At 54.9% G+C, this 22,402-nt stretch carries 23 protein-coding genes; 12 read left to right on the forward strand and 11 right to left on the reverse strand.

Annotated elements, in window-relative coordinates; translation table 11 throughout:
• Nucleotides 1–106 precede the first annotated feature (106 nt).
• From RTM13_RS02020 to RTM13_RS02030, 3 genes are read right to left on the reverse strand one after another with little or no spacing between them, the layout of a single operon-like run.
• On the reverse strand, nucleotides 107–1,489 hold the full coding sequence (locus RTM13_RS02020) for an efflux transporter outer membrane subunit (protein ID WP_312209681.1): 1,383 nt from the start codon (nucleotides 1,487–1,489) through the stop codon (nucleotides 107–109).
• Entirely contained in the window at nucleotides 1,486–2,565 is a 1,080-nt protein-coding gene (locus tag RTM13_RS02025) for an HlyD family secretion protein (RefSeq protein ID WP_312209683.1), read from the reverse strand. The genes RTM13_RS02020 and RTM13_RS02025 overlap by 4 nt, the downstream gene beginning before the upstream one ends.
• Nucleotides 2,566–2,610: 45 nt before the next feature.
• Nucleotides 2,611–4,275, reverse strand: a complete 1,665-nt coding sequence (locus RTM13_RS02030) for an MFS transporter (protein ID WP_312209684.1) — start codon at nucleotides 4,273–4,275, stop codon at nucleotides 2,611–2,613.
• 159 nt (nucleotides 4,276–4,434) lie between these two features.
• Between RTM13_RS02030 and RTM13_RS02035 the strand changes: the two genes are divergently transcribed.
• The 3 genes from RTM13_RS02035 to cybB all read left to right on the forward strand — a co-directional run bounded on the left by RTM13_RS02035 (nucleotide 4,435) and on the right by cybB (nucleotide 7,430).
• The gene (locus tag RTM13_RS02035; RefSeq protein ID WP_312209685.1) at nucleotides 4,435–5,238 is read left to right on the forward strand and encodes a YdcF family protein; all 804 of its coding nucleotides are present in this window, start codon (nucleotides 4,435–4,437) and stop codon (nucleotides 5,236–5,238) included.
• Between the two features lie 136 nt (nucleotides 5,239–5,374).
• Nucleotides 5,375–6,814, forward strand: coding sequence for an aldehyde dehydrogenase (aldA, locus tag RTM13_RS02040; protein ID WP_312209687.1), 1,440 nt, complete (start codon nucleotides 5,375–5,377; stop codon nucleotides 6,812–6,814).
• Between the two features lie 85 nt (nucleotides 6,815–6,899).
• On the forward strand, nucleotides 6,900–7,430 hold the full coding sequence (cybB, locus tag RTM13_RS02045) for a cytochrome b561 (RefSeq protein ID WP_312209688.1): 531 nt from the start codon (nucleotides 6,900–6,902) through the stop codon (nucleotides 7,428–7,430).
• Between the two features lie 21 nt (nucleotides 7,431–7,451).
• Here the strand turns inward: cybB and RTM13_RS02050 are convergent, their stop codons facing one another.
• Nucleotides 7,452–8,123, reverse strand: coding sequence for an SOS response-associated peptidase (locus RTM13_RS02050; RefSeq protein WP_312209689.1), 672 nt, complete (start codon nucleotides 8,121–8,123; stop codon nucleotides 7,452–7,454).
• A gap of 137 nt (nucleotides 8,124–8,260) precedes the next feature.
• Here RTM13_RS02050 and RTM13_RS02055 point away from each other — a divergent pair, with 137 nt between their 5' ends.
• A complete protein-coding gene (locus RTM13_RS02055; RefSeq protein ID WP_312209691.1) occupies nucleotides 8,261–8,527 on the forward strand; it encodes a DUF1272 domain-containing protein in 267 nt (88 codons plus the stop codon).
• Nucleotides 8,528–8,585: 58 nt separating this feature from the next.
• Here the strand turns inward: RTM13_RS02055 and RTM13_RS02060 are convergent, their stop codons facing one another.
• Nucleotides 8,586–8,795, reverse strand: coding sequence for a hypothetical protein (locus RTM13_RS02060; RefSeq protein WP_103820154.1), 210 nt, complete (start codon nucleotides 8,793–8,795; stop codon nucleotides 8,586–8,588).
• A gap of 106 nt (nucleotides 8,796–8,901) precedes the next feature.
• Complete coding sequence (locus RTM13_RS02065; protein WP_312209692.1) at nucleotides 8,902–9,057, reverse strand: hypothetical protein; 156 nt, start codon at nucleotides 9,055–9,057, stop codon at nucleotides 8,902–8,904.
• Nucleotides 9,058–9,295: 238 nt separating this feature from the next.
• Between RTM13_RS02065 and RTM13_RS02070 the strand changes: the two genes are divergently transcribed.
• Both RTM13_RS02070 and RTM13_RS02075 read left to right on the forward strand, forming a co-directional pair.
• Nucleotides 9,296–9,550, forward strand: coding sequence for an energy transducer TonB (locus tag RTM13_RS02070; RefSeq protein WP_312209694.1), 255 nt, complete (start codon nucleotides 9,296–9,298; stop codon nucleotides 9,548–9,550).
• A 134-nt stretch (nucleotides 9,551–9,684) separates the two neighbouring features.
• Nucleotides 9,685–10,011: a four-helix bundle copper-binding protein gene (locus tag RTM13_RS02075; protein ID WP_312209696.1), complete on the forward strand. Its 327-nt coding sequence runs from the start codon at nucleotides 9,685–9,687 to the stop codon at nucleotides 10,009–10,011.
• 62 nt (nucleotides 10,012–10,073) lie between these two features.
• Here RTM13_RS02075 and RTM13_RS02080 read toward each other — a convergent pair whose 3' ends face one another.
• Nucleotides 10,074–10,334, reverse strand: coding sequence for a hypothetical protein (locus RTM13_RS02080; protein ID WP_312209698.1), 261 nt, complete (start codon nucleotides 10,332–10,334; stop codon nucleotides 10,074–10,076).
• Between the two features lie 323 nt (nucleotides 10,335–10,657).
• Between RTM13_RS02080 and RTM13_RS02085 the strand changes: the two genes are divergently transcribed.
• Nucleotides 10,658–11,071, forward strand: a complete 414-nt coding sequence (locus tag RTM13_RS02085) for a hypothetical protein (RefSeq protein WP_312209700.1) — start codon at nucleotides 10,658–10,660, stop codon at nucleotides 11,069–11,071.
• Nucleotides 11,072–11,135: 64 nt separating this feature from the next.
• On the opposite strand, the gene RTM13_RS02090 is transcribed toward RTM13_RS02085, so the two are convergent.
• Nucleotides 11,136–11,501: an anti-adapter protein iraM gene (locus RTM13_RS02090; RefSeq protein ID WP_312209702.1), complete on the reverse strand. Its 366-nt coding sequence runs from the start codon at nucleotides 11,499–11,501 to the stop codon at nucleotides 11,136–11,138.
• An 842-nt stretch (nucleotides 11,502–12,343) separates the two neighbouring features.
• Between RTM13_RS02090 and RTM13_RS02095 the strand changes: the two genes are divergently transcribed.
• Nucleotides 12,344–13,552, forward strand: a complete 1,209-nt coding sequence (locus tag RTM13_RS02095) for an aldose 1-epimerase family protein (protein WP_312209703.1) — start codon at nucleotides 12,344–12,346, stop codon at nucleotides 13,550–13,552.
• Nucleotides 13,553–13,597: 45 nt separating this feature from the next.
• On the opposite strand, the gene RTM13_RS02100 is transcribed toward RTM13_RS02095, so the two are convergent.
• Nucleotides 13,598–14,593, reverse strand: a complete 996-nt coding sequence (locus RTM13_RS02100) for a LacI family DNA-binding transcriptional regulator (protein ID WP_312209705.1) — start codon at nucleotides 14,591–14,593, stop codon at nucleotides 13,598–13,600.
• 244 nt (nucleotides 14,594–14,837) lie between these two features.
• Between RTM13_RS02100 and RTM13_RS02105 the strand changes: the two genes are divergently transcribed.
• The 4 genes from RTM13_RS02105 (at nucleotide 14,838) to RTM13_RS02120 (ending at nucleotide 19,982) form a co-directional block, all read left to right on the forward strand.
• Nucleotides 14,838–16,079, forward strand: coding sequence for an MFS transporter (locus RTM13_RS02105; protein ID WP_312209707.1), 1,242 nt, complete (start codon nucleotides 14,838–14,840; stop codon nucleotides 16,077–16,079).
• A gap of 18 nt (nucleotides 16,080–16,097) precedes the next feature.
• A complete protein-coding gene (locus RTM13_RS02110) occupies nucleotides 16,098–17,531 on the forward strand; it encodes a glycoside hydrolase family 32 protein (protein WP_312209709.1) in 1,434 nt (477 codons plus the stop codon).
• A 121-nt stretch (nucleotides 17,532–17,652) separates the two neighbouring features.
• Nucleotides 17,653–18,996 carry a carbohydrate porin gene (locus RTM13_RS02115; protein WP_312209710.1) on the forward strand — a complete coding sequence of 448 codons (1,344 nt, stop codon included), beginning with the start codon at nucleotides 17,653–17,655 and terminating at the stop codon, nucleotides 18,994–18,996.
• Between the two features lie 26 nt (nucleotides 18,997–19,022).
• Nucleotides 19,023–19,982 (forward strand): aminoimidazole riboside kinase, encoded by a 960-nt coding sequence (locus RTM13_RS02120; protein WP_312209712.1) that lies wholly within the window; start codon nucleotides 19,023–19,025, stop codon nucleotides 19,980–19,982.
• Nucleotides 19,983–20,037: 55 nt separating this feature from the next.
• Here the strand turns inward: RTM13_RS02120 and RTM13_RS02125 are convergent, their stop codons facing one another.
• Together RTM13_RS02125 and RTM13_RS02130 are read right to left on the reverse strand one after the other, a co-directional pair.
• On the reverse strand, nucleotides 20,038–21,297 hold the full coding sequence (locus RTM13_RS02125; RefSeq protein ID WP_312209714.1) for a glycerate kinase: 1,260 nt from the start codon (nucleotides 21,295–21,297) through the stop codon (nucleotides 20,038–20,040).
• A 2-nt stretch (nucleotides 21,298–21,299) separates the two neighbouring features.
• Complete coding sequence (locus RTM13_RS02130; RefSeq protein WP_312209716.1) at nucleotides 21,300–22,388, reverse strand: tartrate dehydrogenase; 1,089 nt, start codon at nucleotides 22,386–22,388, stop codon at nucleotides 21,300–21,302.
• Nucleotides 22,389–22,402: the final 14 nt, after the last annotated feature.

Here is a 22,402-nt window from a genome sequence, read left to right on the forward strand (position 1 = left end):
GCGCTGCGCTTACCGGGCCTACGGAGCCTGCATACCGTGTAGGCCCGGCAAGGCCCGCCGCCGCCGGGCGTTAATCCCGTTTCAGGTGCGGCGATAGAGCAGAGGGTCAGGATTGACCTGCCCAACCGCCGCCCAATGCCCGATAGAGATCGATCTGCGCCAGCAGCACGCTGTTCTTCACTTGCACCACGTTTAGCTGGGTAGAGAAGAGGGTGCGCTGAGCGTCCAGCACGTCCAGGTATGAGGAGTAGCCATTCTGGTAACGGTTTTGCGCGATGCGCAGCGTCTCGTCCGCCACCTCTACTTGCCCCTGAAGCTCGACCAGCTGCTCCTGCAGGCGTGCGATGGCGTCGAGGCTATCGTTTACCTCTTTAAAGGCGTTGCGCACCGTACGCTCATAGCTATAGAGCGCCTGATTGCGCTGGGACTGGGACACATCCACCTGCGCATTCAGCGCCTGGCGGTTGAGCAGCGGGGCAAGAATACTGCCGCCCACGCTCCACAGCCGCAGCGGATTATTGAGTAGCCCCGCGAGCGTATCATCCTGAACCGATCCCCCCGCCGTCAGGTTAAGAGATGGCAGCAGCTGTGCCTGTGAAACGGCGAGGCTGGCGTCGGCGGCGATCAACTCCCGCTGGGCCTGAACGATATCCGGGCGGCGATTAAGTAGCGAGGAGGGGAGCTGACCGGGAATGCGCAGCGGCGTCAATTTATCAAACTCGTCGCTGCGCCGGATGCCGCCAGGGTTATCGCCAATCAGCACGCTCAGGGCGTTCTCCTGCTCGGTAATCTGATGCTGGAGCTGGGGGATCTGCGCCCGGGTAGCACGCAGCTCGGAGTCTGACTGCATCAGCTCCAGGCGCGAGCTGTAGCCCGCCTCATACTGGCGCTGTGCCAGGGTGAAAGCCTCTTCTCGCGCCTTCAGCGTTGACTGGGTGACGCGCAGCTGCTCATCGAGCGAAAGTAACGTGACGTAGCCGGTGGCTACCGACGACGCCACGGTCAGGTTCGCTGCCGCGGCGGCGGCCCGCTGCGCCTCCAGCGAGGCCTGAGCGGCTCTGGCCGTGCTGCGGTTAGCCCCCCACAGATCCACATCGTAGCTAGCAGAGAGGTTACCCCGATAGAGGGTGCTGTAGACCGGCAGACCCGTCGCCGCAGACTGCGCCCGCGCTCGCGTGCCGCTGAGGCCTGCATCCAGGGTCGGGAACAGGCTGCCCTCAGCGGCGTAAACTCGCGCCTGGTACTCATTCACCCGCTCGCGGGCAATAAGAATATCGCTGTTATAGCGCAGCGCCTGATCCACGTACTGGTTGAGCAGGCTATCGTGGAAGCTGCGCCACCAGACCGCCTCGGCCTGGCTGGCTGGTCCTACGCTGCTACGCCACTGGGCGGGGATAGTCAGGCTGGGCTTCGCGGGCTGAACATCAACCGACTGACAGGCCGCAAGAGCAACGCAGAGCGTCAGCAGCGCGGGGCGAAACGGTCTCATTTCGCCTCCCGGGTATCAATATGCACCTGCACCGACATGCCGGGGCGCAGACGCGCGATCTGCTCCGCGTTGCCCTCTACCGCAATGCGAACCGGAATACGCTGGGCAATCTTCACAAAGTTGCCGGTGGCGTTATCCGGCGAAATGGCGCTGAATTCAACCCCGGTGGCGGGCGAGATGGATTCCACGCGACCAGAGAAAGCCTGGTTGTTCAGCGCATCCACGGTAAAGCGTACAGGTAGACCGGTGTGAACATTGGCGAGCTGCGTCTCTTTCAGGTTAGCAATAACCCAGCGCTGGGAGGGAACCAGCGAGGTGAGGTGCGTGCCAGCCGTCACGTAGGCACCGAGCCGCACGGCCATCTGGCCCAGCTGTCCGTCGCGCGGAGCGACGATGCGGGTGTTTTGCAGATCGATCTGCGCCAGCTCCAGCGCCGCCTGAGCGTTCTCCACGTCGGCCTGCAGTGCCGCACGATTGACGATAACCGTTTGCAGATCCTGGCGGGACGTCTCAAGGGTGGCCCGGGCCTGCGCAATATCAGCATTGCCCTGCGCCGCGCTCGCCAGCGCTGCATCGCGCTCACGAATCGACAGGGAACCATCTGCCGTTAGATTTTTCACCCGGCGTAGATCCGCCTGCGACTTCTGGTTTTGCGCCTGAGCATTTTGCAGCGCCGCTTCGTTACGCTTAATTACCGCCTCGGCACTTTTGCGCTGTTGAAGGTTATTATTGAGCGCTGCTACCTTCATCGCCAGCTGGGCCTCGGCCTGATGCACCCGCTGGTTGTAGATGCGATCGTCAATCTGCACCAGCAGATCGCCGCGCTTCACTACGGCAAAGTCCTGGACCTTCACCTCAGTAATATAGCCGTTGACCTGGGGGCTGATAAAGGTCGTCTGACCGCGCACGTAGGCGTTATCGGTAAACTGGGTATGGCGGGTAAACGGCGGTAGCTGCCAGGCGTAGAGGATCACCAGCACGCCTACGATGCCAATGGCGGCGGCGGCAAATATCGAAACCACCCGCAGATTGCTACGGGTATGTGCCTGCTCTTTAGCGGCATCCTGCTGACTCATAACCACTCCTGTTGTAACACTGCTTTCATCAATACTCTTCCAACGCTATTTCGGGGTATTCACTGCTTTCTTTAGGGCCAGACGGGCGGTAATACGCAGCCGCAGCAGCCGCCAGAAGATCCACAGCAGCGTGGCGGCGGCAATGGTGGCGGTCAGCATGTAAGTATCGTTGTAAGCGAGAATATTCGCTTCGATAGAACTGACGTTTTGCAGCTGGGCAACGGCCTGGGCGCTAAGTAAGGTGCTGTCGCCGATCAGGTTCTGATACTGCTGGGTGTAGAGCTGAAGGCGTTCGGTCACCAGCGGATCCAGCGTGGTGAGCTGATCCGCCAGCAGGCTGGAGTGATACTTCTCCCGCCAGACCTGAAAGGTGCCCAGCACCGCCGAGCCAAGCAGGCCGCCGAGGTTCTGGCTCATGCCAAACAGCACCGAGAAGCTGACCAGGTTACGCGGCTCGGTGACTACGCTACCAATGCCCGCCAGCATTGCCGGGGCAAGGAAGAAGGCGCTGCCAAAGCCCAGCAGGAACTGGCTCACCATGAACTGATCGGGACGGGTCAGGCTTGTCGACTGGCTGTCGAGCAGGGAGGCAACGATCATCACCGCCAGCGAGGTGACAATCGGCCAGGCCAGACGCTGGGGCTTGATGGTCAGGCAGCTGGCGACGATGCCGCAGACGATGCCTGCGAAAATCGACCAGGCCAGATAGGTCATCTGTTCATTTTGCAAGCCGATATACTGCAACCAGCCGATGGCACCGCTGTTCTGCTCTGCCAGCACGATGCGGATCAGCACCATGATCAGACCCAGCCGCACGATGCTGCCGCTGGAGAGCCAGCGGGTATTGAGCAGCGGATTGCTGCGGTTGTGCTCAAAAACGATAGCGCTCACGATCAGCACCAGCGCTCCTGCCAGCGCCCAGCCGAGCCAGGGCGTTTCGAACCACCACTCCAGACGTCCCAGCGACAGCACGGCACAGAGCAGGGCCATGCCGGGGGCAAACAGAATGAAGGTGATAAAGTCCTTCTTCTCAAACACTTTTTTGCGATCGCCCGGCGGCAGCTTAAGCATGACCACGCAGGCAAGGGAGACCAGCGCCAGCCCCAGCTCAAACAGGTAAAGCCCGCGCCACTCGTCGGTTTGCAGCAGCTCGGTAGAGAAGAGTCTCGCCATCGGGATCGCCAGCGACGAGCCGGTAATGCCGATGGTTAACGCCTTGAGACGATGGCGGGCGGGCCAGGCCTGAATCTGATAGTAGATCCCCAGCGAGCTGAGGGCCGCCGCCACCATGCCATGCGCAGCCCGCACCATTATCGCCGAACTGAGATCGTTGACGAAGAGGTGAAAAAAGGTCACCAGAACGTAGAGCACCAGAAACCCTTCGGTAAAGGCGCGCAGGCCATACTGCTGGCGGAACTTCACTAACAGCAGGTTTATCGAGACGTTGGTCATCACATAGACCGCCGGTAGCCAGGCGATCTCCGTCGACCAGGCGGCAAAGGTTCCCTGCAGATTTTGCAGGTTGGCGGACACCATGGCATTGCCCAGCGCGCCGGTCAGGCACACCAGCAGGCCTACGATGCCATAGGCAATACGTTTAGGAACAGGGTGCAGCGGCGTTGAGGGGGACCCCAGCAGCATCGGTTTTTCATGCGCCGCCCATTCACGGGGTGCATAGGGGTCGCGTTTCGTCAGCTGTCGGTCATCCATAGATTGTTAACATTAAGCATTCTGTATTGGTGAGTGTACTAATAGTTCTGATTATTTATCAAATTAATGAATAAAGCGAAATCAGCGATTAGGAGAGATCGCCTTTTCTTTACCTAAGGCTTTGTTAACCTGCTGGGATATATCCTGTAGGAGGTGACAATGTTTATGACCCGCTTTCCGCTTCTGCCAGAAAAAACGCTGACGGCGGTTAACGTGCTGGGGCACTGGCTGGCGCAGAATGAGTTTGAAGGTAAGCCGCTGCCGGCACAGGCTGGCTGCATTGTTCTGGCCGGTAATGCTGTGATCCCCACCATCGACGCTGCCTGTGAGCTGGCTGCATCCTCCGGATTACCGCTGATCGTCAGCGGCGGCATTGGGCACTCCACGCCGTTCCTCTACGCCGCCATTGCACGCCACTCGCGCTATAACAAGGTGCGCACTACCGGACGCACTGAGGCGGCGATTATTGGTGATATTGCTCGCCAGTTCTGTAAAATTCCGGCAGATAAATTGATCCTGGAGGAGCGCTCTACTAACTGCGGCGAAAATGCCCGTTTCTCATGGGCGCTGCTCCGCGAGCGTAGCCTACCTGTGAAAACGCTGGTTATCGTGCAGGACCCCACTATGCAGCGCCGGACGATGGCGACCTTTGCCCGCGTGTTGGAGGAGGTTAACCATGAGGTGCGGTGCGTAAGCTATCCCGGCTTTTCACCGGAGCTTGATAACGGCAGCCATGGCCTGACCTTTCTGCCCAAGAGAGAAGGGCTATGGCCAATCGATCGCTATCTGTCGCTGATCCCAGGCGAGCTGGCGCGGCTGCGCGATGATGATCGGGGCTACGGCCCTAACGGACGCGGTTTCATTGCTCACGTCGATATGCCTGATGAGATAATCCGTGCGTGGCAGGTTATGCAGGCGGACGAGACGCTGATGCCAACCCTGCGAGCACGGGCGCTAATATAAATGGCTGATGTAGCATGCTGTTTATTATGAGATCACTCACAAATTCCGCCTGTTGCTCTGTGAATTATCCGCGACGCCTGTAAATTTTTAACAACAGATTTACTTGTTAAAAACAATCCCATTACAGGAGCAGGACATGACAGCACCCGTACAGCACCCGATGTATATTGATGGTCAGTTTGTCACCTGGCAGGGCGAGGCCTGGATTGACGTCGTCAACCCGGCTACCGAAGCGCTGATTTCACGCATTCCTGACGGTACGGCGGAAGATGCTCGTAAGGCCATCGACGCCGCCGCTCGCGCCCAGCCTGCATGGGAGGCGCTGCCAGCCATCGAACGCGCCGGGTGGCTACGGAAAATTGCAGCGGGGATCCGCGAGCAAGCCAGTGAAATTAGCGCCCTGATTGTTGAAGAGGGCGGCAAAATTCAGCAGCTTGCTGAGGTCGAGGTCGCCTTTACCGCTGATTATATTGAGTATATGGCCGAGTGGGCGCGCCGCTACGAAGGTGAGATCTTACAGAGCGACCGCCCCGGAGAGAACATTCTGGTCTTCAAGCGTGCGCTGGGCGTGACTACCGGCATCCTGCCATGGAACTTCCCGTTCTTCCTGATCGCCCGTAAGCTGGCTCCGGCACTGGTGACCGGCAATACCATTGTCATTAAGCCGAGCGAGTTTACCCCTAACAACGCCATCGCCTTTGCCAAAATCGTCGACAGCATCGGCCTGCCGCGTGGGGTGTTTAACCTGGTGCTCGGACGCGGGGAGACCGTGGGTCAGGAGCTGGCGGGTAACCCGAAAGTGGCGATGGTCAGCATGACCGGCAGCGTCGGCGCTGGAGAGAAGATCATGGCGGCGGCGGCAAAAAACATCACTAAAGTATGCCTGGAGCTGGGGGGTAAAGCGCCTGCTATCGTGATGGACGATGCCGATCTGGAGCTGGCGGTGAAAGCCATTGTCGACTCACGGGTAATCAATACCGGGCAGGTCTGTAACTGCGCCGAGCGCGTCTATGTGCAGAAGGGCATCTACGATCGCTTCGTTAACCGTCTGGGTGAGGCGATGAACGCCGTCGAATATGGCGATCCTGCCGCCCGCAACGACATTGCTATGGGGCCGCTGATCAACGCCGCCGCGCTGGCTCGCGTCGAGCAGAAGGTGGCCGGTGCCGTAGAGCAGGGGGCGAAGATTGCTCTCGGTGGGAAAGCGGTAGAGGGCAGCGGCTATTTCTATCCGCCGACGCTGCTGCTGGACGTACGTCAGGATATGACCATCATGCATGAGGAGACCTTCGGCCCGGTACTGCCTGTGGTGGTCTTTGATACCCTGGAAGAGGCGCTGGCGATGGCTAACGACAGCGACTACGGTCTGACCTCCTCGATCTATACGCAAAACCTCAATACCGCGATGAAAGCGATCAAGGGGTTGAAGTTCGGCGAAACCTACGTCAACCGTGAGAACTTTGAGGCGATGCAGGGATTCCATGCTGGCTGGCGTAAATCCGGCATCGGCGGGGCCGACGGACGCCATGGCCTCAACGAATATCTGCAAACCCAGGTGGTCTATCTGCAATCCTAAATGATTCGGTCAGAGAATAATTAATGCAGTTTTAATCAAAGCCCGGTATGTTTGCTTTTTTACTGTTTTAGATAAGGAAAATCTAATGCGCAGCAAATATTCCGGGTTACAAATAACCATTCACTGGCTGGTATTTTTGCTGGTGGTAGTGGCCTACTGCGCGATGGAGTTTCGCGGATTTTTCCCCCGTAGCGACCGTCCGCTGATCAATATGGTTCATGTCTCCTGTGGGATCTCCATTCTGGTGCTGATGGTGGCGCGTCTGCTGGTGCGCCTGAAATATCCCTCGCCGCTGATTACGCCCAAACCAAAAGCGATGATGACCGGTCTGGCGCATCTCGGTCATCTGGTCATTTACATTCTGTTTATCGCCCTGCCAATTATCGGCCTGCTGATGATGTGGAACCGTGGAAACAACTGGTTTGCCTTCGGCATCATGATGCCCCACGCCAGCGAAGCAAACTTCGATCTGGTGGATACTCTGAAAAGCTGGCACGTCACCCTGGCAACGCTGGGCTACTACGTGATTGGCCTGCACGCCGCCGCCGCGCTGGCACATCACTACGTCTGGAAAGACGATACGCTGCGGCGCATGATGCCAGGCAAACGGCGCTAAGTGCTGTACCGGGGCCAGATATTACTCTAGCGGCTCGACCATCTCCGGCCCCTGATTTTTGATATTCCCTACCGCGCGCGTGACCGGGTGCCAGGTGAACATCTCCGCTGGCACCGCGCCGTGTTTGGCGATATCCTCCGCCTCTTTACCGCTGACTTCCTGCCGCATCCACTCCCGGGCGGCCTCTGGCGTCAGCACCAGCGGCCGCCGATCGTGGATATCAACCAGACCTTTATCCGCCGCGGCCGTAACAATCAGAAAGCCTTCGTTTTCGTCGCCGCGTTCAAACGGCGCACTGCCGATAGCCGCCATCAGGATCGGCTGCCCGTCGCTGCGGTAAATAAAGTAAGGTTGTTTTTTATCGCCCTCTTTTTTCCACTCAAACCAGCCGTCGGCAAAGCAGACAGCGCGACCGTGCTGCCATAGCGGCTTGAACATTCTGCTGGTGGCGGCAGTCTCGACGCGAGCGTTGATTAACGCAGGTTTGTCCCACCAGCCCGGCGCATAGCCCCAATGAACCGGATCCAGCGCCAGCCTGTCGTCACGCTCGCTAAGCAACAGAACTTTTGTTCCGGGCGCTACGTTGTAACGCCCGATGGGTTCGGGGTCGAAAGGGATATCGCGCTCAGCTTCGCCAGCAAAAAGCGTCAAATACTCTTCGCGCGCCTGCGCCTGGGCAAATCGTCCGCACATAGGAGCCTCCTGTTTCGTTACAGAAAGTATAGAGGGGATGCGCGATGACAGCGGCTGGTATATAAATGGCTATCATGCCAGGGTGGCTCCGCCTTACCCGGCCTACACTTCACTCTATCACCATTGAGGATCGCCCTATGCTGGAACTGAGACCGAACTGCGAGTGCTGTAATACCGATCTGCTACCGGATTCTGCAGAGGCGCTAATCTGCTCATTCGAGTGTACGTTTTGCGCCAGCTGCGCAGAAAAGATGGCGTTGCGCTGCCCAAACTGCGGCGGTGAGCTTATTAGACGGCCGCGTCGACCAGCAGAGAAGCTAATCAATAACCCTGCCTCGACAATGCGAGTGTTCAAACCTCAAGGCTGCGCTGACGCTGGTAGGGATAACTCTGGAAGGGTTTAACTCTGGTGGAGTTAACTACAGCAGGCCGATGCTGCGCCTGCTGTATGAAGGTACAAGGCTAATTTAAAGAGGGGATAGATAAAGGTTCTAACTTGATAACGAAATGGTTATTAGACCGCTTTATCTCTGCACCCTTATCGCCATACTCATCGGCAATCTGGAAAAAAGCATCGGTATCAATATCGAAATCCAGCTCGACTTCCCGGTGTTTACCGGAGTTTAACAGCTCGTATGCCTGATCAAGATCGTACGCTTTAGCTGTGGCCATCAGACGTCTCCTCTCATGGATTGCATAACGCCCTTAAGTGTACTGGAGCTGTCTATTTTTGCGTCACAAACCAGAAAATTTTAATCTCACTTCGGGCTGGATCGCTTCAAAGGGTCATGCCAATCACCGCATTCACCATTGATGAGCACATGAAGACGCCACCAACGATGAGCCATACTGATTGTTTCTGCCGCGCCGCCAGAATAAGAAAGATCATGGCTGTGATGAAAAAGGGAATAGCGATAATAGTGAATGTGTTCATGTCGGCTTTTATCTGGTTTTCAAACAAGTGTCCAGATTACCTATGTTTTAACTCTCATAGTACTCTAATAAAGAGTAGGTAGTCGTCAGGCCAGGATTTTGCTTTAATTAACAACAAGATTAACTTTTCTGGCGAGAGGTTTAGGTTGTATAAAGTTTTAATCGTAATAGTGGCTTTGATCATGTCTGCTTGCTCCAACCCCGCTGGAAAGAATATCAATGCGCCCAAGCCGATTAGCATGGAAAAGCCTGCTTACCCTATCTATGCGTCTAAAAATGGAATATCTGGCGTCGTTCGCTTTCGATACGACGTTGATGCGCAGGGCAAAGTTAGTCAAATGAGAATAACCCAGTCCTCACCAGATCATCTCTTTGACGACGCGGTTATTCGTGCAGTAGCAAAGTGGCGCTTCGAACAGAATAAGCCAGCCAAAAATTTGTCTATGACAGTCTATATGAAGGCGGCAAAACCTGCGTTGGTGGTAGCCCCTTGAATTTTAATAAAAAACATGCCCTGTGCTTACAAAGCGCAGTTTAATAACTTTTAAGAATATGAGATGAAAACTGGATCTAATGCAGTTTCTATGCAGACTTAAATACTCCACTTAACTCAAACCGGAGCGTATGTATGCATAAAGATTATCAAAGCTGTATTGAAGCCTGTCTAAGATGTGCTGCTACCTGCGACTACTGCGCCGCCTCCTGCCTGAAAGAACCTGACGTAGATATGATGAGAGAGTGCATCAAACTGGATATGCAGTGCGCCGCAATCTGTCGTCTCGCCGCTCAGTTTATGAGTCTGGGTAGCGACTATTCAAAGCAACTATGCAGACTCTGCGCAGACATATGTAAAGCCTGTGCTGAAGAGTGCGCTAAACATGAACACGACCATTGCAAAGCCTGCGCTGAAACATGCCGTCGTTGTGCTGACGCCTGTCTGCAAATGACCGCGTGATGTGAAAAATCGTCCCGAAATGGCATTCATATAGTGAATGCCATTCAGGATCATCTTGAAAATTAACACTTATCAAGCCGTTTGAGAGCTTCCACTTCGGTCGTTTCGAGCAAATCCTTACCAAAATCTAGCTCCGAACCATCGGGCGTGGTCCAGGCGTCGCCTGTATCATGCTTGAGTACATCGCCCACGTTGAGTTCACCATAGCCGGTGAGCAGGCCAAAGATAAATTTTCCTTTTTCACTCTTAAAGACATAGCCAGTCTGCTCATGGTGAGAGGACTCTTTTTTGTGGGTTACGGTTAAGCTATTGGCATGGATCATATTACCTCCCGCACGCAAAGGGATGTTCAGAGGGTGACTCTTTAAACTTAACAGGTATAAGGCCTTCTGCAATGCGTGGCTTTGTCGCCAGGCACTTTAGTTTCAACAAACAGGCGATAGTGTGTATCAGCACTAACTTAAAAGCATGATAGCCGCCTCAACGCGGCTTTTTTATTATCGGTGCCGAGCCTCGCAAGAGCGAAGCTTGAATAATACGCATCGTATGGGATAAAGCCTTGCTGACTATAAGAGGGTAAGTCTCTATCGCGCGTAACCACACATCACAATGAGGTCATTAATTTAAAACATGAGGCTGCTAACAAATGAAAAAAATGCTTGTAGTGGCAGTGGTTGTTGGACTTGTAGGCTGTACCTCTCAATCTGGGTCTAACCAACTGGCAAAGATCGCGCCGCAGAAGCAAATTCTCGCGCCACAGCTGCTGGTAAAAAAAAGGGATAGTGGTGCGGTTGTCATCAAACGAGATGGAAGCTTTACGGGTAATACATGCTTAAGCCGGGTGTATCTCAATGGTAAACCCGTAGCTGATTTAGACACGTCCCAGGAGGTGATCGTCTATCCTTCGCCTGGCGACTATGTCATTAGCACCTTGCCGAAAGATTTCTGCGGGGGAGGTATAAGCACCCAGTCTGCCGATGTCGATGCAGGTAGTACCCTGACGTTTCGTATTGGATACGCAAATAATGGCGACTATGGACTTTATCCCGCGGGTCGTTAAAGCCTGAGCCATTGATTAACCAAACCCACCTTATGGTGGGTTTTTTATTTTGAGGTCATACATATTAAAGTGAAAATTTCTTACCATCAGAATTATATTTTTTGATTCCATATGGGCACTGATCAAATTGACAGGAGGTTATATTTAAACAGGAACCATTAAAATTGGGTGCATTTCCAGGGCAACCTGTTTTTTCAATTAAATCGGTCCATGTTTCAGTAGTGAAGGGAAAGGTATGAAGGATAGTAAACTTTCTGAACTGACCATTAATGACGATCCCAATACTGCTTGTTGAAAGACAGTGTCCTGAACGTAAGAAAAAATCACTTTGGTACCATAATATCAAATTTAGATTACGAGGCGAGGATGCTGCTGCAAAGAAGGTTCCTGTAGTAGCGCTGACCAGCGAGTCAATGATTTTCCATTCCATATTATCTCCTGTAAGCAGAACAGAGTTGCGAAAATGAAAGTATATGCACTCCGCAAAAAAAACAAATAGTCACTCCATGTAACTAAAAATGTAGCAGTTTGACTTAGGGAGTCAAAGCTTTTTCTTATTTTTTGAAGTTCTTTCAAAAAATTCGCTTTGTTTTATAGAGGTTTACAAAACATCACGGCAATTTTTGATGTAAAACAATTTTAGGAGAAAATATAGTATCGACACGATCGTCAAAGGGTGAGGTTTGACTGTCCAGACATCATTACGAGGCATTGCCGAAGGTTGATAAACGCTCCACTATGCTTAGAACGTATGAGAAAAGGATTAGATGACATACATTTAATGAGCATCGTACTGCTACAGGCATTATCGCCATTACGATCGGCATAATAATAACGAGTGGAGATAATGTATCAGCGAAATTATATGGGCACTGAGAAAATCGTCGCTGCGATGGTGAGCTAATTGGCTGATTAGCGATATTGCAGCTCAGTTTGGCTGCTACAGTGCTTGGGGCATATTGCAGAAACTTTTCTATTGTATTCTTTACAATATCTAACGTTATTGTTGGATGTTGCGTCTGGCAGGTTCACGTTTTCTCATCTCACTACGGCTGTATTCACTCGCTGAAACGTTAAAGCTAAATCCTTTAAACCTCGCATTTTTCATGTAACAAGGTTGAATATCTCCGTTTTTAATGCGATATGAACCACAATTTTCCCGCTAAAAAAGCGACTTTTTTCGTCCGGTGAACCTCGTCACATTTCTTTAACCTGCTAATCAGTAGATTTCCCAACTACATGTACTAATCGATTCAGCAAAAAGGACGGATAATGAAAATCAAACTGGCTTTAACGGTACTTGCACTCGTAGTTTCCGGTCAGGTAGCCGCAAAAACCTGGGTGCTGACCAGCGCTGAACAAGGCATAGATAATGGAAACTGGAAGATTTCCAGCGATCAGCTGAACATTAAAAACAAACCGTTCAGCATCGAGCAAAAAGTGCTGCACGGTGGTAAGCAAGAAGGGAGTAAAATCCTCATTATCACCAGTCAGGAGGGGCTTACTATCACCCTGAGTCCAACCCGCGGGATGAACCTGCTGCGCATTGAGGGCTTCGGCTCAAAAATGGGCTGGGATTCGCCGGTGAAAGAGGTGGTCAATCCGGCCTTTATCAATCTGGAAAGCCGCAATGGACTGGGCTGGCTGGAAGGTTTCAATGAAATGATGGTGCGCTGTGGCTATGAGTGGACCGGGCATCCAGTTACCGCTGATGGACAAATCTATACGCTGCATGGTAAAGCGGGGAATACGCCAGCCTCACAGGTCGAGGTTGAAGTGGCTGATGCCGCCCCACATGAGATCCGCATTCGTGGCCTGGTCAAAGAGAGCACCTCCAAGAAGGCTGATTTGCAGACCATGACCGAGCTGCGCTATGTGCCCGGCAGCAATAGCTTTAGCCTGCATGATGTGCTGACAAATCACGCTGACTATCCGCATGATTACCAAATTATCTACCACAGTAACTTCGGCATGCCGATCCTCGAAGAGGGTGCGCGTTTCCTTGCACCGATGTCCAGCATCAGCCCGTTTAACGACTATGCCAAAGAGGGCTTGAAGACGTGGCAGACCTATGCCGGCCCGACCAAAGGCTTCGATGAGATGGTGTTCAATATCCAGCCGCTCGCCGGGGAGGATCATCAGACCCTGGCGGCAGTGGTGAACAAGGCGGGCGACAAGGGGGCTTCCATCCAGTTCGACACTCGCCAGCTGCCGGTGCTGACGTTATGGAAAAATACCGATACCGTTAAGCAAGGCTATGTCACCGGAATAGAGCCAGGTACCAACTATGCCTATCCGGTAACCATTGAACGCGAGCAGAAGCGCGTGAAGCAATTGCAACCGGGTGCCAGCACGCAGTTTGATCTGACCTATACCTTACTGCACAGCAGCGAGCAGGTAACGGACGTTGAGAAGAAGATTGCTGCTATTCAGGGCGAGACAAAAATCGACGAGAACGCCACGCCAATAGCGAAGGAGTAAACAGCCTGTGGCGCGCTCCCGGTCAGCGCCATCGGGGGCGTGCTTTTAAAGTGACTCACGCAGCAGCAGCGGACTTTCAACGCGAATGGTATTGCTGTGCGTTTCCTGATTGATGATATGCAACGCGCTCAGGCGGCCAATATCATAGTGCGGCAGCTGTACCGTCGACAGCGGCGGAAAGAACAGATCGCCAATGCCCACCATATTGTCGTAGCCCAGCACCGCGATGTCCTGCGGGATGCGTAATCCCTGCGCCAGCAGCGTCTGGTACACCATAAAAGCAATGCGATCGTTACCGCAGATCACGGAGTCGAACTGCGGCTTGCCCTGACGGATATGCGCCAGCAGCTGGGCGGGCATATCGCGGTAGTGCTCATCGCCAAATTCCATATAAACATGGTCGAGCGTATCGGGATCGATATTGGCTTCGCGGCACGCGCGCTCCAGCCCCTGACGGCGGCGTATGGTCGCCAGATGCTTTGCGGGTAAATGCATGCAGAGCGGGCGGCGATAACCTGCGGCCAGCAGCGCCTTGACCGCGGTGTACTGGCCCTGTTCGTCATTCGGGATATAGCTCGCCACCGGCTGGTGCAGGCTTTCACAGTTTGCCAGCACGCAGGGCAGGGTCAGCAGCTTAGCGGGCAGCGGAACCTGACGTAGGCCCATAGTGGTAAAGATAATGCCGTCCGGGCGGTGAGAGAGCAGCAGATCGACCATGGTTTCCGGGCTGTCGTCGGAGAACATGTTGACCACAAAACTGTTCCAGCCGTGGGCGCGGGCGGTCTCTTCGATAGAGAGCGTGATCTCCACCGAGAAGGGGGTCGTCACGGTATCCAGCGCCAGCACGCCAATGGTACTCGGCGAGGCGTGGGCACCACGGATCTTCTTGGCTGACAAATCCGGCACGTAGTTAGTTTGCTGAATGGCCAACTGAACACGCGCCAGGGTTTCAGGTTTTAGCCGCTCCGGGTTATTCAGCGCACGTGACACGGTCATCAGCGATACGTTTGCCAGTTTTGCCACATCTTTCAGGGAAGCCATCTATTTCACTCCGTAATTACCGTGTTGCTTAAGGCAGTATAACTAAGTTGCTGATGTAAAAGGATCATACGCTATTCTGTCACCCGCGTGACGCAGGCTATTAGCTAAAAATCTTGACCACGATCTCATTCTTAGTATGTTAACGTTAACTTTTGTGATTAACATCATGAATCTCAGCTAAATGGCGTGAGGACTGTCTTTTGTTAACGTTACCATTAGATCATTACTCCAACATGAGATCGCCATGATGAAAGCCCATCATTCTCACAGTTACCCGTTACTCAGCGCCTTGCTGTTCTTCTTTTTTGTTACCTGGTCCTCCTCAGGTTCGTTACTTTCCATCTGGCTGCATCAGGAGGTCGGGCTGAAAGCAGGGGATACGGGGATTATTTTCGCGGTGCTGTCAGTCTCTGCACTGTTCGCGCAGATCTGTTACGGCTTTATTCAGGATAAGCTCGGTCTGCGAAAACATCTGCTGTGGTATCTCACGGCGATGCTGATCCTCTCCGGCCCGGCGTATCTGCTGTTTGGGTATCTGCTGAAGATCAACATTCTGCTTGGCAGCGTGTTTGGCGGCATCTTTATTGGCCTGACCTTTAACGGCGGTATCGGCGTGCTGGAGTCCTACACCGAGCGCGTGGCGCGTCAGAGTCAGTTTGAATTCGGCAAAGCGAGAATGTGGGGATCGCTGGGCTGGGCGGTGGCGACGTTTTTTGCCGGGCTGCTGTTTAACATCGATCCGAAGCTGAACTTCGCGGTCGCCAGCTGCTCCGGGCTGGTGTTTCTGCTGCTGCTGGCACGGCTGCGGGTCTCTTCTGCCCCCCATGCTATGCAGGAAGCAGTGGCGGGGGGCAAAGTGACGCTCCAGGACGCGCTGCGTCTGCTGACCCTGCCGCGCTTCTGGGCGCTGGTCTTCTTCGTCGTCGGCACCTGTATCTACGGCGTTTACGACCAACAGTTTCCGGTCTATTTCTCCTCGCAGTTTGCCACCCCGCAGGAAGGCAATGCGATGTACGGCTACCTGAATTCGTTTCAGGTGTTTCTTGAAGCTGCGGGGATGTTTTGCGCCCCGTGGCTGGTGAATCGTGTTGGCGCTAAAAATGGCCTGATCTTCGCCGGCATGGTGATGGCGATGCGCATGATAGCCTCCGGGCTGGTGGAGGGGCCGCTGCTGATCTCCATTACCAAACTGCTTCATGCCGTCGAGCTGCCGGTGCTGCTGGTGGCGATCTTTAAGTACAACAGCCTGAATTTCGATAAACGTCTGTCATCCACCCTCTATCTGGTGGGCTTCGCCTGCACCAGCTCGGTGATCGCCTCGGTGCTGTCGCCGTTGGCGGGCTACAGCTACGAAAAATATGGCTTCGCTGAATCCTATCTATTTATGGGCATGCTGGTGTTCGGTATTACCTTTATCTCCATGTTTTTACTGCGATCCGGCAATGCTTCGGTGGATCCGCAGGCACCCCAATTTTCCGCTATCTGACTGAAAAGAGTGAAGACAATGACCTACTCAATTGCTGACGCTGAACAGGAACTTAAGGTAAAGCGCGATGCGCTCAACCTGCGCTGGTATCCGCGCTATCATCTGGCCGCCAGAGCGGGCTGGATGAACGATCCCAACGGACTGGTATGGTTCGATGGCTGGTATCACGCCTTCTATCAGCATCATCCGTACTCCACCCAATGGGGGCCGATGCACTGGGGACATGCGCGCAGTCAGGACCTGGTCCACTGGGAGCATTTGCCGGTGGCGATCGCCCCGGAAGGACCGGAAGACAAAGACGGCTGCTTTTCCGGCTCGGCGGTAGTAGACGGCGACACGCTGGCGCTGATCTACACCGGGCATAAATTCCACGGCGATAGTGATAACGACGATAATCTCTATCAGGTGCAGTGCCTGGCCACCAGCCGCGACGGCATTCACTTCGAGCGTCAGGGCATTGTGGTGGATACGCCGCCGGGCGTGCATCACTTCCGCGATCCCAAGGTCTGGCGCGAAGGAGAGAGCTGGTACATGGTCGTCGGTGCGCGTCTGGGTGAGATCGGGCAGGTGCGTCTCTATCGCTCAGCGGATCTGCGCCAGTGGCAGGAAGAGGGCGTGCTTGATGAGGCCGAGGCCGGGATGGGCTTTATGTGGGAGTGCCCGGACTTCTTCACTCTTGGCGACAAGCGCGTGCTGATGTTTTCCCCGCAGGGCATGGACGCGCACGGTTTCAAAAACCGTAACCTGTTCCAGAGTGGCTATCTGCTGGGCGACTGGCAGCCCGGCCAGCCGTTTGTCCGCAGTGGTGAATTTGTCGAGCTGGATCGTGGGCATGACTTTTACGCCCCGCAGAGTTTCCTGACACCGGACGGGCGACGCATTGTGATTGGCTGGTTGGATATGTGGGAGTCGCCGCTGCCGGAGCAGCAGGACGGCTGGGCTGGCATGCTGTCTCTGCCGCGCGAGCTGAGCCTTAGTGCGGACAATTGTCTGCAAATGCGCCCGGCAAAAGAGGTGGAAAGCCTGCGTCAGGGCTGGTACCCCTGGCCGGTCAGCACGCTCAATAATCAGCAGATTAGCGTAGCGGAAAACGCTGAGGCGATGGAGGTGGTGCTGAACTGGAAAGGCGCGGAGAGCACTGCCGAGCAGTACGGCCTGAGTCTGGGGAATGGCCTGCGGATCTACGTCGATGCCCAGATGCAGCGCCTGGTGCTGGAGCGTCACTATCCGCAGCACGGTTTATGCGGGACGCGTAGCGTGCCGGTAACCCTCGATCGCGTTCTCACTCTGCGTCTGTTTATCGACAGCTCGTCCGTTGAAGTCTTTGTCAATGATGGCGAGGCGTGCCTCAGCAGTCGTATATATCCCGATGCCGGGCAGCGTAAATTATGTTTATTTGCCTGGAGCGGCAGGGCAGCACTGTCCGATGGCGGAGCATGGCAGCTTGAATAAATAAACCAGGCATGATCAATAACCCGTCCCCGGCGATGGGCGGGTTATTTTTGTCGTTATCGCCGGACTATACCCCTACATAATTAACAACTGGTTACTGAATAATAAAAAAGGTTTTCCGATGAAAATAATCTGGGTCGGATGTATGTTGACGTCTGTATTTAGCGGCGTGGTGTGTGCACAGGGTAGCCTTTCTCTGGAAGAGCGGCTGGTGCAAATGGAAAATAGACTGAAAGCCACCGAAGCGCGTGCCGCCAGCGCGGAAGCAGAGATCCGCGCCCTGAAGCAGCAGGAGACACCCCGCACGGCAGCCCCCACCGAACCGGCAAAACCCACACTACAGGTTAATGCTACTGACGAGTTAAAATTCTATGGCGACGTCGAATTTAATATGGATGGAGCCAGCCGAACCGGCGGGCTGACATCACTCAAAACCAGCGCCAATAAAAACTGGACCCCAGGTGAAAAAGAGCGCTGGGATATTAACGGGCGTATTTTGCTGGGCTTTGATGGTATTCGAAAAGGGGCTGACGGCAAATATGCCGGTTTCAGCGTGCAGCCGCTGGCGGATATGAACGGTAAAATGAACCTCGACGACGCGGCTTTTTTCTTCGGCCAGCAGGATGACTGGAAAATTAAAATCGGTCGCTTCGAAGCCTGGGATATGTTTCCGCTGAATCAGGATACTTTTATTGAGTATTCCGGTAATACCGCCAACGATCTCTATAGCGACGGTTACGGCTATATCTACATGATGAAAGAGGGGCGAGGACGCAGCAACAGCGGCGGCAATTTCCTGCTTAGCAAAAAACTGGATAACTGGTATTTCGAGGTTAATACGCTGGTTGAGGACGGCAGCTCACTGTTCGTCGATCAGAACTACCACGGCAACGCGCTGGATAACCGTAAAAACGTAGTCTATGTGCGTCCGGTGGCCGCATGGCAGTCTGGCCCATGGTCAGTCGCGGCCGCGCTGGAGAGCAATCTGGTGAATAACGCCTACGGCTATCAGCAGGAGAATGGGCGCTTCCAGGATCAATCCAGCCGCACCGGTTACGGTATGACCATGACATGGAACACGCTCAGAACCGATGCGGAGAACGGCGCGGTGGTGAACCTGAGCACGGCTTACCTTGATGCGACAGACGAGAAAGACTTCAGCGCCGGTATCAATGCCCTATGGCACCGCGTCGAGCTGGGCTATATCTATGCCCACAACAAAATTGACCAGTTCAATATGGCAGGCGTCAGCGCGGACTGCGATAGCGACTGTGCGATCCTCGCTCCGGGTCGCTACGACATTCACACTATCCATACCTCATGGCAGCTCCCGAACATTATGGATATGCCAAATTTCAATATTTACCTCGGAGCGTACGCCTCCTGGCTGGACTCTTCGGCTGCACAAACCGGCAGCAACGACGAACGCTACGGCGTGCGTGCCCGCTTTAAATATCTGTTCTGATTATTGATTTACGTTAAGGGGAGTGTATGAAAATCTGGGCATTAGGCGACGCGGTAGTTGATTTGCTGCCGCAGGGGGAGATGCAGTATACCGCCTGTGCAGGCGGTGCGCCGGTCAATGTCGCGGTCGGGACCACACGCCTGGGGTGCGAGTGCGGGTTTATCGGCAGAACGGGCGACGATCCCTTCGGCCATTTTTTAAGAGATACTCTGGCAGAAGAGGGCGTTGATACGCAGCCTATGCAGTTTGATACGCACCACCGGACCAGCACGGTGCTGGTGTCGCTCGGGGACGAAGGCGATCGCAGCTTTACCTTTCTGGTCGATCCCTCAGCCGACCAATTCTTAACAGCAGATACTCTCCCGGCATTTGGTAACGACATTCTGCATTTTTGCTCGCTGGCGCTGGTTGCAACGACATGTCGCGAAACGCTGGTGCGTGCTATCAGCCATATTAAGCATCGCGGTGGCCTGCTAAGTTTTGATATTAATCTTCGTCCGCAGATGTGGCCAGATGCGCAGGAAATGGCTGACACCGTGCGTCATTTTGCCCAACAGGCCGATGTTCTTAAGCTTTCGCAGGAGGAGCTGTATTGGTTAGCGGGCACCACGCAACATGAAAAGGCACTGGAGATTTTACGCGGCTATCCGTCACGCCTGAAGGTGGTGACGTGCGGATCTGACGGGGCGATTGTGTTATGGCAGGATCGGCTGATGAAGGTTAGCGCGTTCAGAGTTAAAAGTCTGGATACCACCGGAGCGGGTGACGCTTTTATGGCAGGGTTACTGGCAAGTCTGGCCCAGGGCAATCCGCTGGATGAGCTGACACAGCTCAAACAGGCGGTGACCCAGGCCAGCGCCTGCGGCGCGCTGGCAACCACGGCGAAAGGGGCGTTAGCCGCGCTGCCCGATGCGCAGGGGGTGACGGCGTTCAGGGAAGCAGCACCGGAGTTGGCGTTTGATATAGGAGAGATTCACTGCCTGTAGACCAGAAATAACCGTCTTGATAATGCTCTCCCAGGCTACCGGGAGAGCAGAGAGGTTAAGCAACTAATATTGCCCGGATATCATTGACGTTAGTGAGCGTCGGGCCAGTAAGCAGTAAATCATCAAGCGCATGAAAATAGCTGTAGCTGTCATGCTCATCCAGATAACTCGCTGCGTTAAGGCCCTTTAGCCTGCCGCGTGACAGCGTATCGGGGTGGATGAGGGCGCCCGCGGCATCTTCCGTACCGTCGATGCCATCGCTGTCGCCCGCTACCGCCCAAATCCCGCTTTCGCCCTGTAGCGCACAGGCGAGGCTGAGGAGAAACTCCGTGTTCCGTCCCCCTTTACCGGCGCGGCCGTTACGCACCGTTACCGTGGTTTCCCCACCGGAAAGCAGCAGGGCAGGCGCGCCCAGCGGTTGGCCATGTTGCTTCACTGATTTGGCGATACCCGCCATGACGATTGCCGCTTCACGACTTTCCCCTTCGATGGCATCGCCGAGGATTAGCGGCGTAATGCCATGGCCCCGCGCCGCCTCGGCTGCCGCTTTTAACGCCATTGCCGGAGTAGCTATCAGGCTAACCTCGCCATTCAACATTCTGGCCGAGGGTGGACGTGGCTTGCTCAGTACATCACGTACCGGCTCGGATATCGCAATACCGTAGCGTTCAAGTACCTTCAGGGCATCCCCCGGCGTGGTACTGTCAGCCACCGTTGGGCCGGAGGCGACATCCGATGGATTATCGCCCGGGACATCGCTGATAATCAGCGAGACGACACGCGCCGGCTGCGCCATCGCGGCCAGCTTGCCGCCTTTGACTGCCGACAGATGCCGCCGTACAAGGTTCATCTCCCTGATATTAGCCCCGCTGTGCAACAGGGCGCGCGTAATGGCCTGTTTATCCGCAAGCGTAAGGCCCGGCGCGGGCAGCGCCATCAGAGCTGAACCGCCGCCGGACATTAGCGCCAGCACCAGATCGTCTGCTGTCAGCCCGCGCAGGGACTCCACAATCAGCATCGCTGCTGTTTCACTCATGGCATCCGAGACCGGATGGGACGCTTCCAGAACCCGGATACGTCCCGCAGGTACGGCATGGCCGTAACGCGTGACCACAACGCCGCTGACCTCTACATCTGGCCAGGCTGCATCCACCGCCGCTGCCATGGCGGCAGACGCTTTACCGGCCCCCACCACAATACAGCGGCCTTTAGGCTTCTGCGGCAGGGCGGGTGGGATGACAGGCCCAGGGCGGGCGCTATCAACAGCATGCTTAAACACATCGTGCAAAATCTCTGCAGCCTGCTCATTGTTCATCTTTACGCACTCTCAGCAACGGTGGCCCGGGATTCGATAAACTGCACCACCGCGCGGGTAACATCAGCGGTTTTTGCCGTGCCGCCCACATCAGGCGTCAGGATCCCATTCGTGCAGACATACTCAATCCCCTCCATGATCAGCGCGGCGGCCTCTCGTTCACCAAGGTGTTCCAGCATCTGCACGGCAGTCCAGAAAGTGGCAATCGGGTTCGCGATGCCCTTGCCGGTGATATCAAAGGCTGAGCCGTGAATAGGTTCAAACATAGAAGGAAAACGCCGCTCGGGATCGATGTTTGCCGTCGGAGCCACGCCGAGGCTACCTGCCAGCGCGCCAGCCAGGTCCGATAAAATATCGGCGTGCAGGTTGGTGGCGACAATGGTATCAAGGCTCTGCGGATGCAGTGTCATGCGGTGCGTCATCGCATCAACCAGCATTTTGTCCCACTGTACATCTGGAAACTCCTGTGCCACTTCGGCAGCAATTTCATCCCACATCACCATGCCGTGACGCTGGGCATTGGATTTGGTCACCACCGTCAGCAACTTACGCGGACGTGACTGGGCCAGCTTAAAGGCGTAACGCATGATGCGTGTCACCCCGACGCGGGTAAAGATCGCCACTTCGGTCCCAACCTCTTCCGGCAGACCTCTGTGCGCGCGGCCACCGTTGCCGGAGTATTCGCCCTCTGAGTTTTCACGGACGATAACCCAGTCGAGATCGCCAGGCCCGCGGTTACGCAGCGGCGACGTCACGCCCGGCAGGATTTTAGTTGGACGCACGTTCGCGTACTGGTCAAATCCCTGGCAAATCGGCAGTCGCAGACCCCACAGCGTAATGTGATCGGGTACATCCGGCGCGCCGACCGCGCCAAAATAGATAGCATCGAATTTTTTGAGCGTTTGCAGACCCGTTTCCGGCATCATGACGCCGTGTCGCTTGTAGTAATCGGAACCCCAATCGAAGGTTTCAATAGTAAACTTCAGCTCTGGATCCTGACGGGACAGGGCGTGAAGCACTTCGATGCCAGCAGAGATCACTTCAGGGCCGATGCCGTCGGCAGGAATAGCGGCGATAGAGTAGTTACGCATGGTTGTTCTCCGTA

This window comes from Pseudescherichia sp., from assembly GCF_031979925.1.
Lineage (GTDB): Bacteria > Pseudomonadota > Gammaproteobacteria > Enterobacterales > Enterobacteriaceae > Pseudescherichia.

Excerpts from the sequence above, each read along its gene's own strand:
- RTM13_RS02075 (WP_312209696.1), top strand. The coding sequence starts at position 9,685 with ATGCATAAAGATTATCAAAGCTGTATTGAAGCCTGTCTAAGATGTGCT.
- RTM13_RS02060 (WP_103820154.1), bottom strand. The coding sequence starts at position 8,795 with ATGGCCACAGCTAAAGCGTACGATCTTGATCAGGCATACGAGCTGTTA.
- RTM13_RS02120 (WP_312209712.1), top strand. The coding sequence starts at position 19,023 with ATGAAAATCTGGGCATTAGGCGACGCGGTAGTTGATTTGCTGCCGCAG.
- RTM13_RS02095 (WP_312209703.1), top strand. The coding sequence starts at position 12,344 with ATGAAAATCAAACTGGCTTTAACGGTACTTGCACTCGTAGTTTCCGGT.
- RTM13_RS02065 (WP_312209692.1), bottom strand. The coding sequence starts at position 9,057 with ATGAACACATTCACTATTATCGCTATTCCCTTTTTCATCACAGCCATG.
- RTM13_RS02100 (WP_312209705.1), bottom strand. The coding sequence starts at position 14,593 with ATGGCTTCCCTGAAAGATGTGGCAAAACTGGCAAACGTATCGCTGATG.
- RTM13_RS02055 (WP_312209691.1), top strand. The coding sequence starts at position 8,261 with ATGCTGGAACTGAGACCGAACTGCGAGTGCTGTAATACCGATCTGCTA.
- RTM13_RS02025 (WP_312209683.1), bottom strand. The coding sequence starts at position 2,565 with ATGAGTCAGCAGGATGCCGCTAAAGAGCAGGCACATACCCGTAGCAAT.
- RTM13_RS02050 (WP_312209689.1), bottom strand. The coding sequence starts at position 8,123 with ATGTGCGGACGATTTGCCCAGGCGCAGGCGCGCGAAGAGTATTTGACG.
- RTM13_RS02090 (WP_312209702.1), bottom strand. The coding sequence starts at position 11,501 with ATGGAATGGAAAATCATTGACTCGCTGGTCAGCGCTACTACAGGAACC.
- RTM13_RS02070 (WP_312209694.1), top strand. The coding sequence starts at position 9,296 with ATGGAAAAGCCTGCTTACCCTATCTATGCGTCTAAAAATGGAATATCT.
- RTM13_RS02110 (WP_312209709.1), top strand. The coding sequence starts at position 16,098 with ATGACCTACTCAATTGCTGACGCTGAACAGGAACTTAAGGTAAAGCGC.
- RTM13_RS02080 (WP_312209698.1), bottom strand. The coding sequence starts at position 10,334 with ATGATCCATGCCAATAGCTTAACCGTAACCCACAAAAAAGAGTCCTCT.
- RTM13_RS02030 (WP_312209684.1), bottom strand. The coding sequence starts at position 4,275 with ATGGATGACCGACAGCTGACGAAACGCGACCCCTATGCACCCCGTGAA.
- RTM13_RS02020 (WP_312209681.1), bottom strand. The coding sequence starts at position 1,489 with ATGAGACCGTTTCGCCCCGCGCTGCTGACGCTCTGCGTTGCTCTTGCG.
- RTM13_RS02105 (WP_312209707.1), top strand. The coding sequence starts at position 14,838 with ATGATGAAAGCCCATCATTCTCACAGTTACCCGTTACTCAGCGCCTTG.
- RTM13_RS02130 (WP_312209716.1), bottom strand. The coding sequence starts at position 22,388 with ATGCGTAACTACTCTATCGCCGCTATTCCTGCCGACGGCATCGGCCCT.
- cybB (WP_312209688.1), top strand. The coding sequence starts at position 6,900 with ATGCGCAGCAAATATTCCGGGTTACAAATAACCATTCACTGGCTGGTA.
- RTM13_RS02085 (WP_312209700.1), top strand. The coding sequence starts at position 10,658 with ATGAAAAAAATGCTTGTAGTGGCAGTGGTTGTTGGACTTGTAGGCTGT.
- aldA (WP_312209687.1), top strand. The coding sequence starts at position 5,375 with ATGACAGCACCCGTACAGCACCCGATGTATATTGATGGTCAGTTTGTC.
- RTM13_RS02035 (WP_312209685.1), top strand. The coding sequence starts at position 4,435 with ATGTTTATGACCCGCTTTCCGCTTCTGCCAGAAAAAACGCTGACGGCG.
- RTM13_RS02115 (WP_312209710.1), top strand. The coding sequence starts at position 17,653 with ATGAAAATAATCTGGGTCGGATGTATGTTGACGTCTGTATTTAGCGGC.
- RTM13_RS02125 (WP_312209714.1), bottom strand. The coding sequence starts at position 21,297 with ATGAACAATGAGCAGGCTGCAGAGATTTTGCACGATGTGTTTAAGCAT.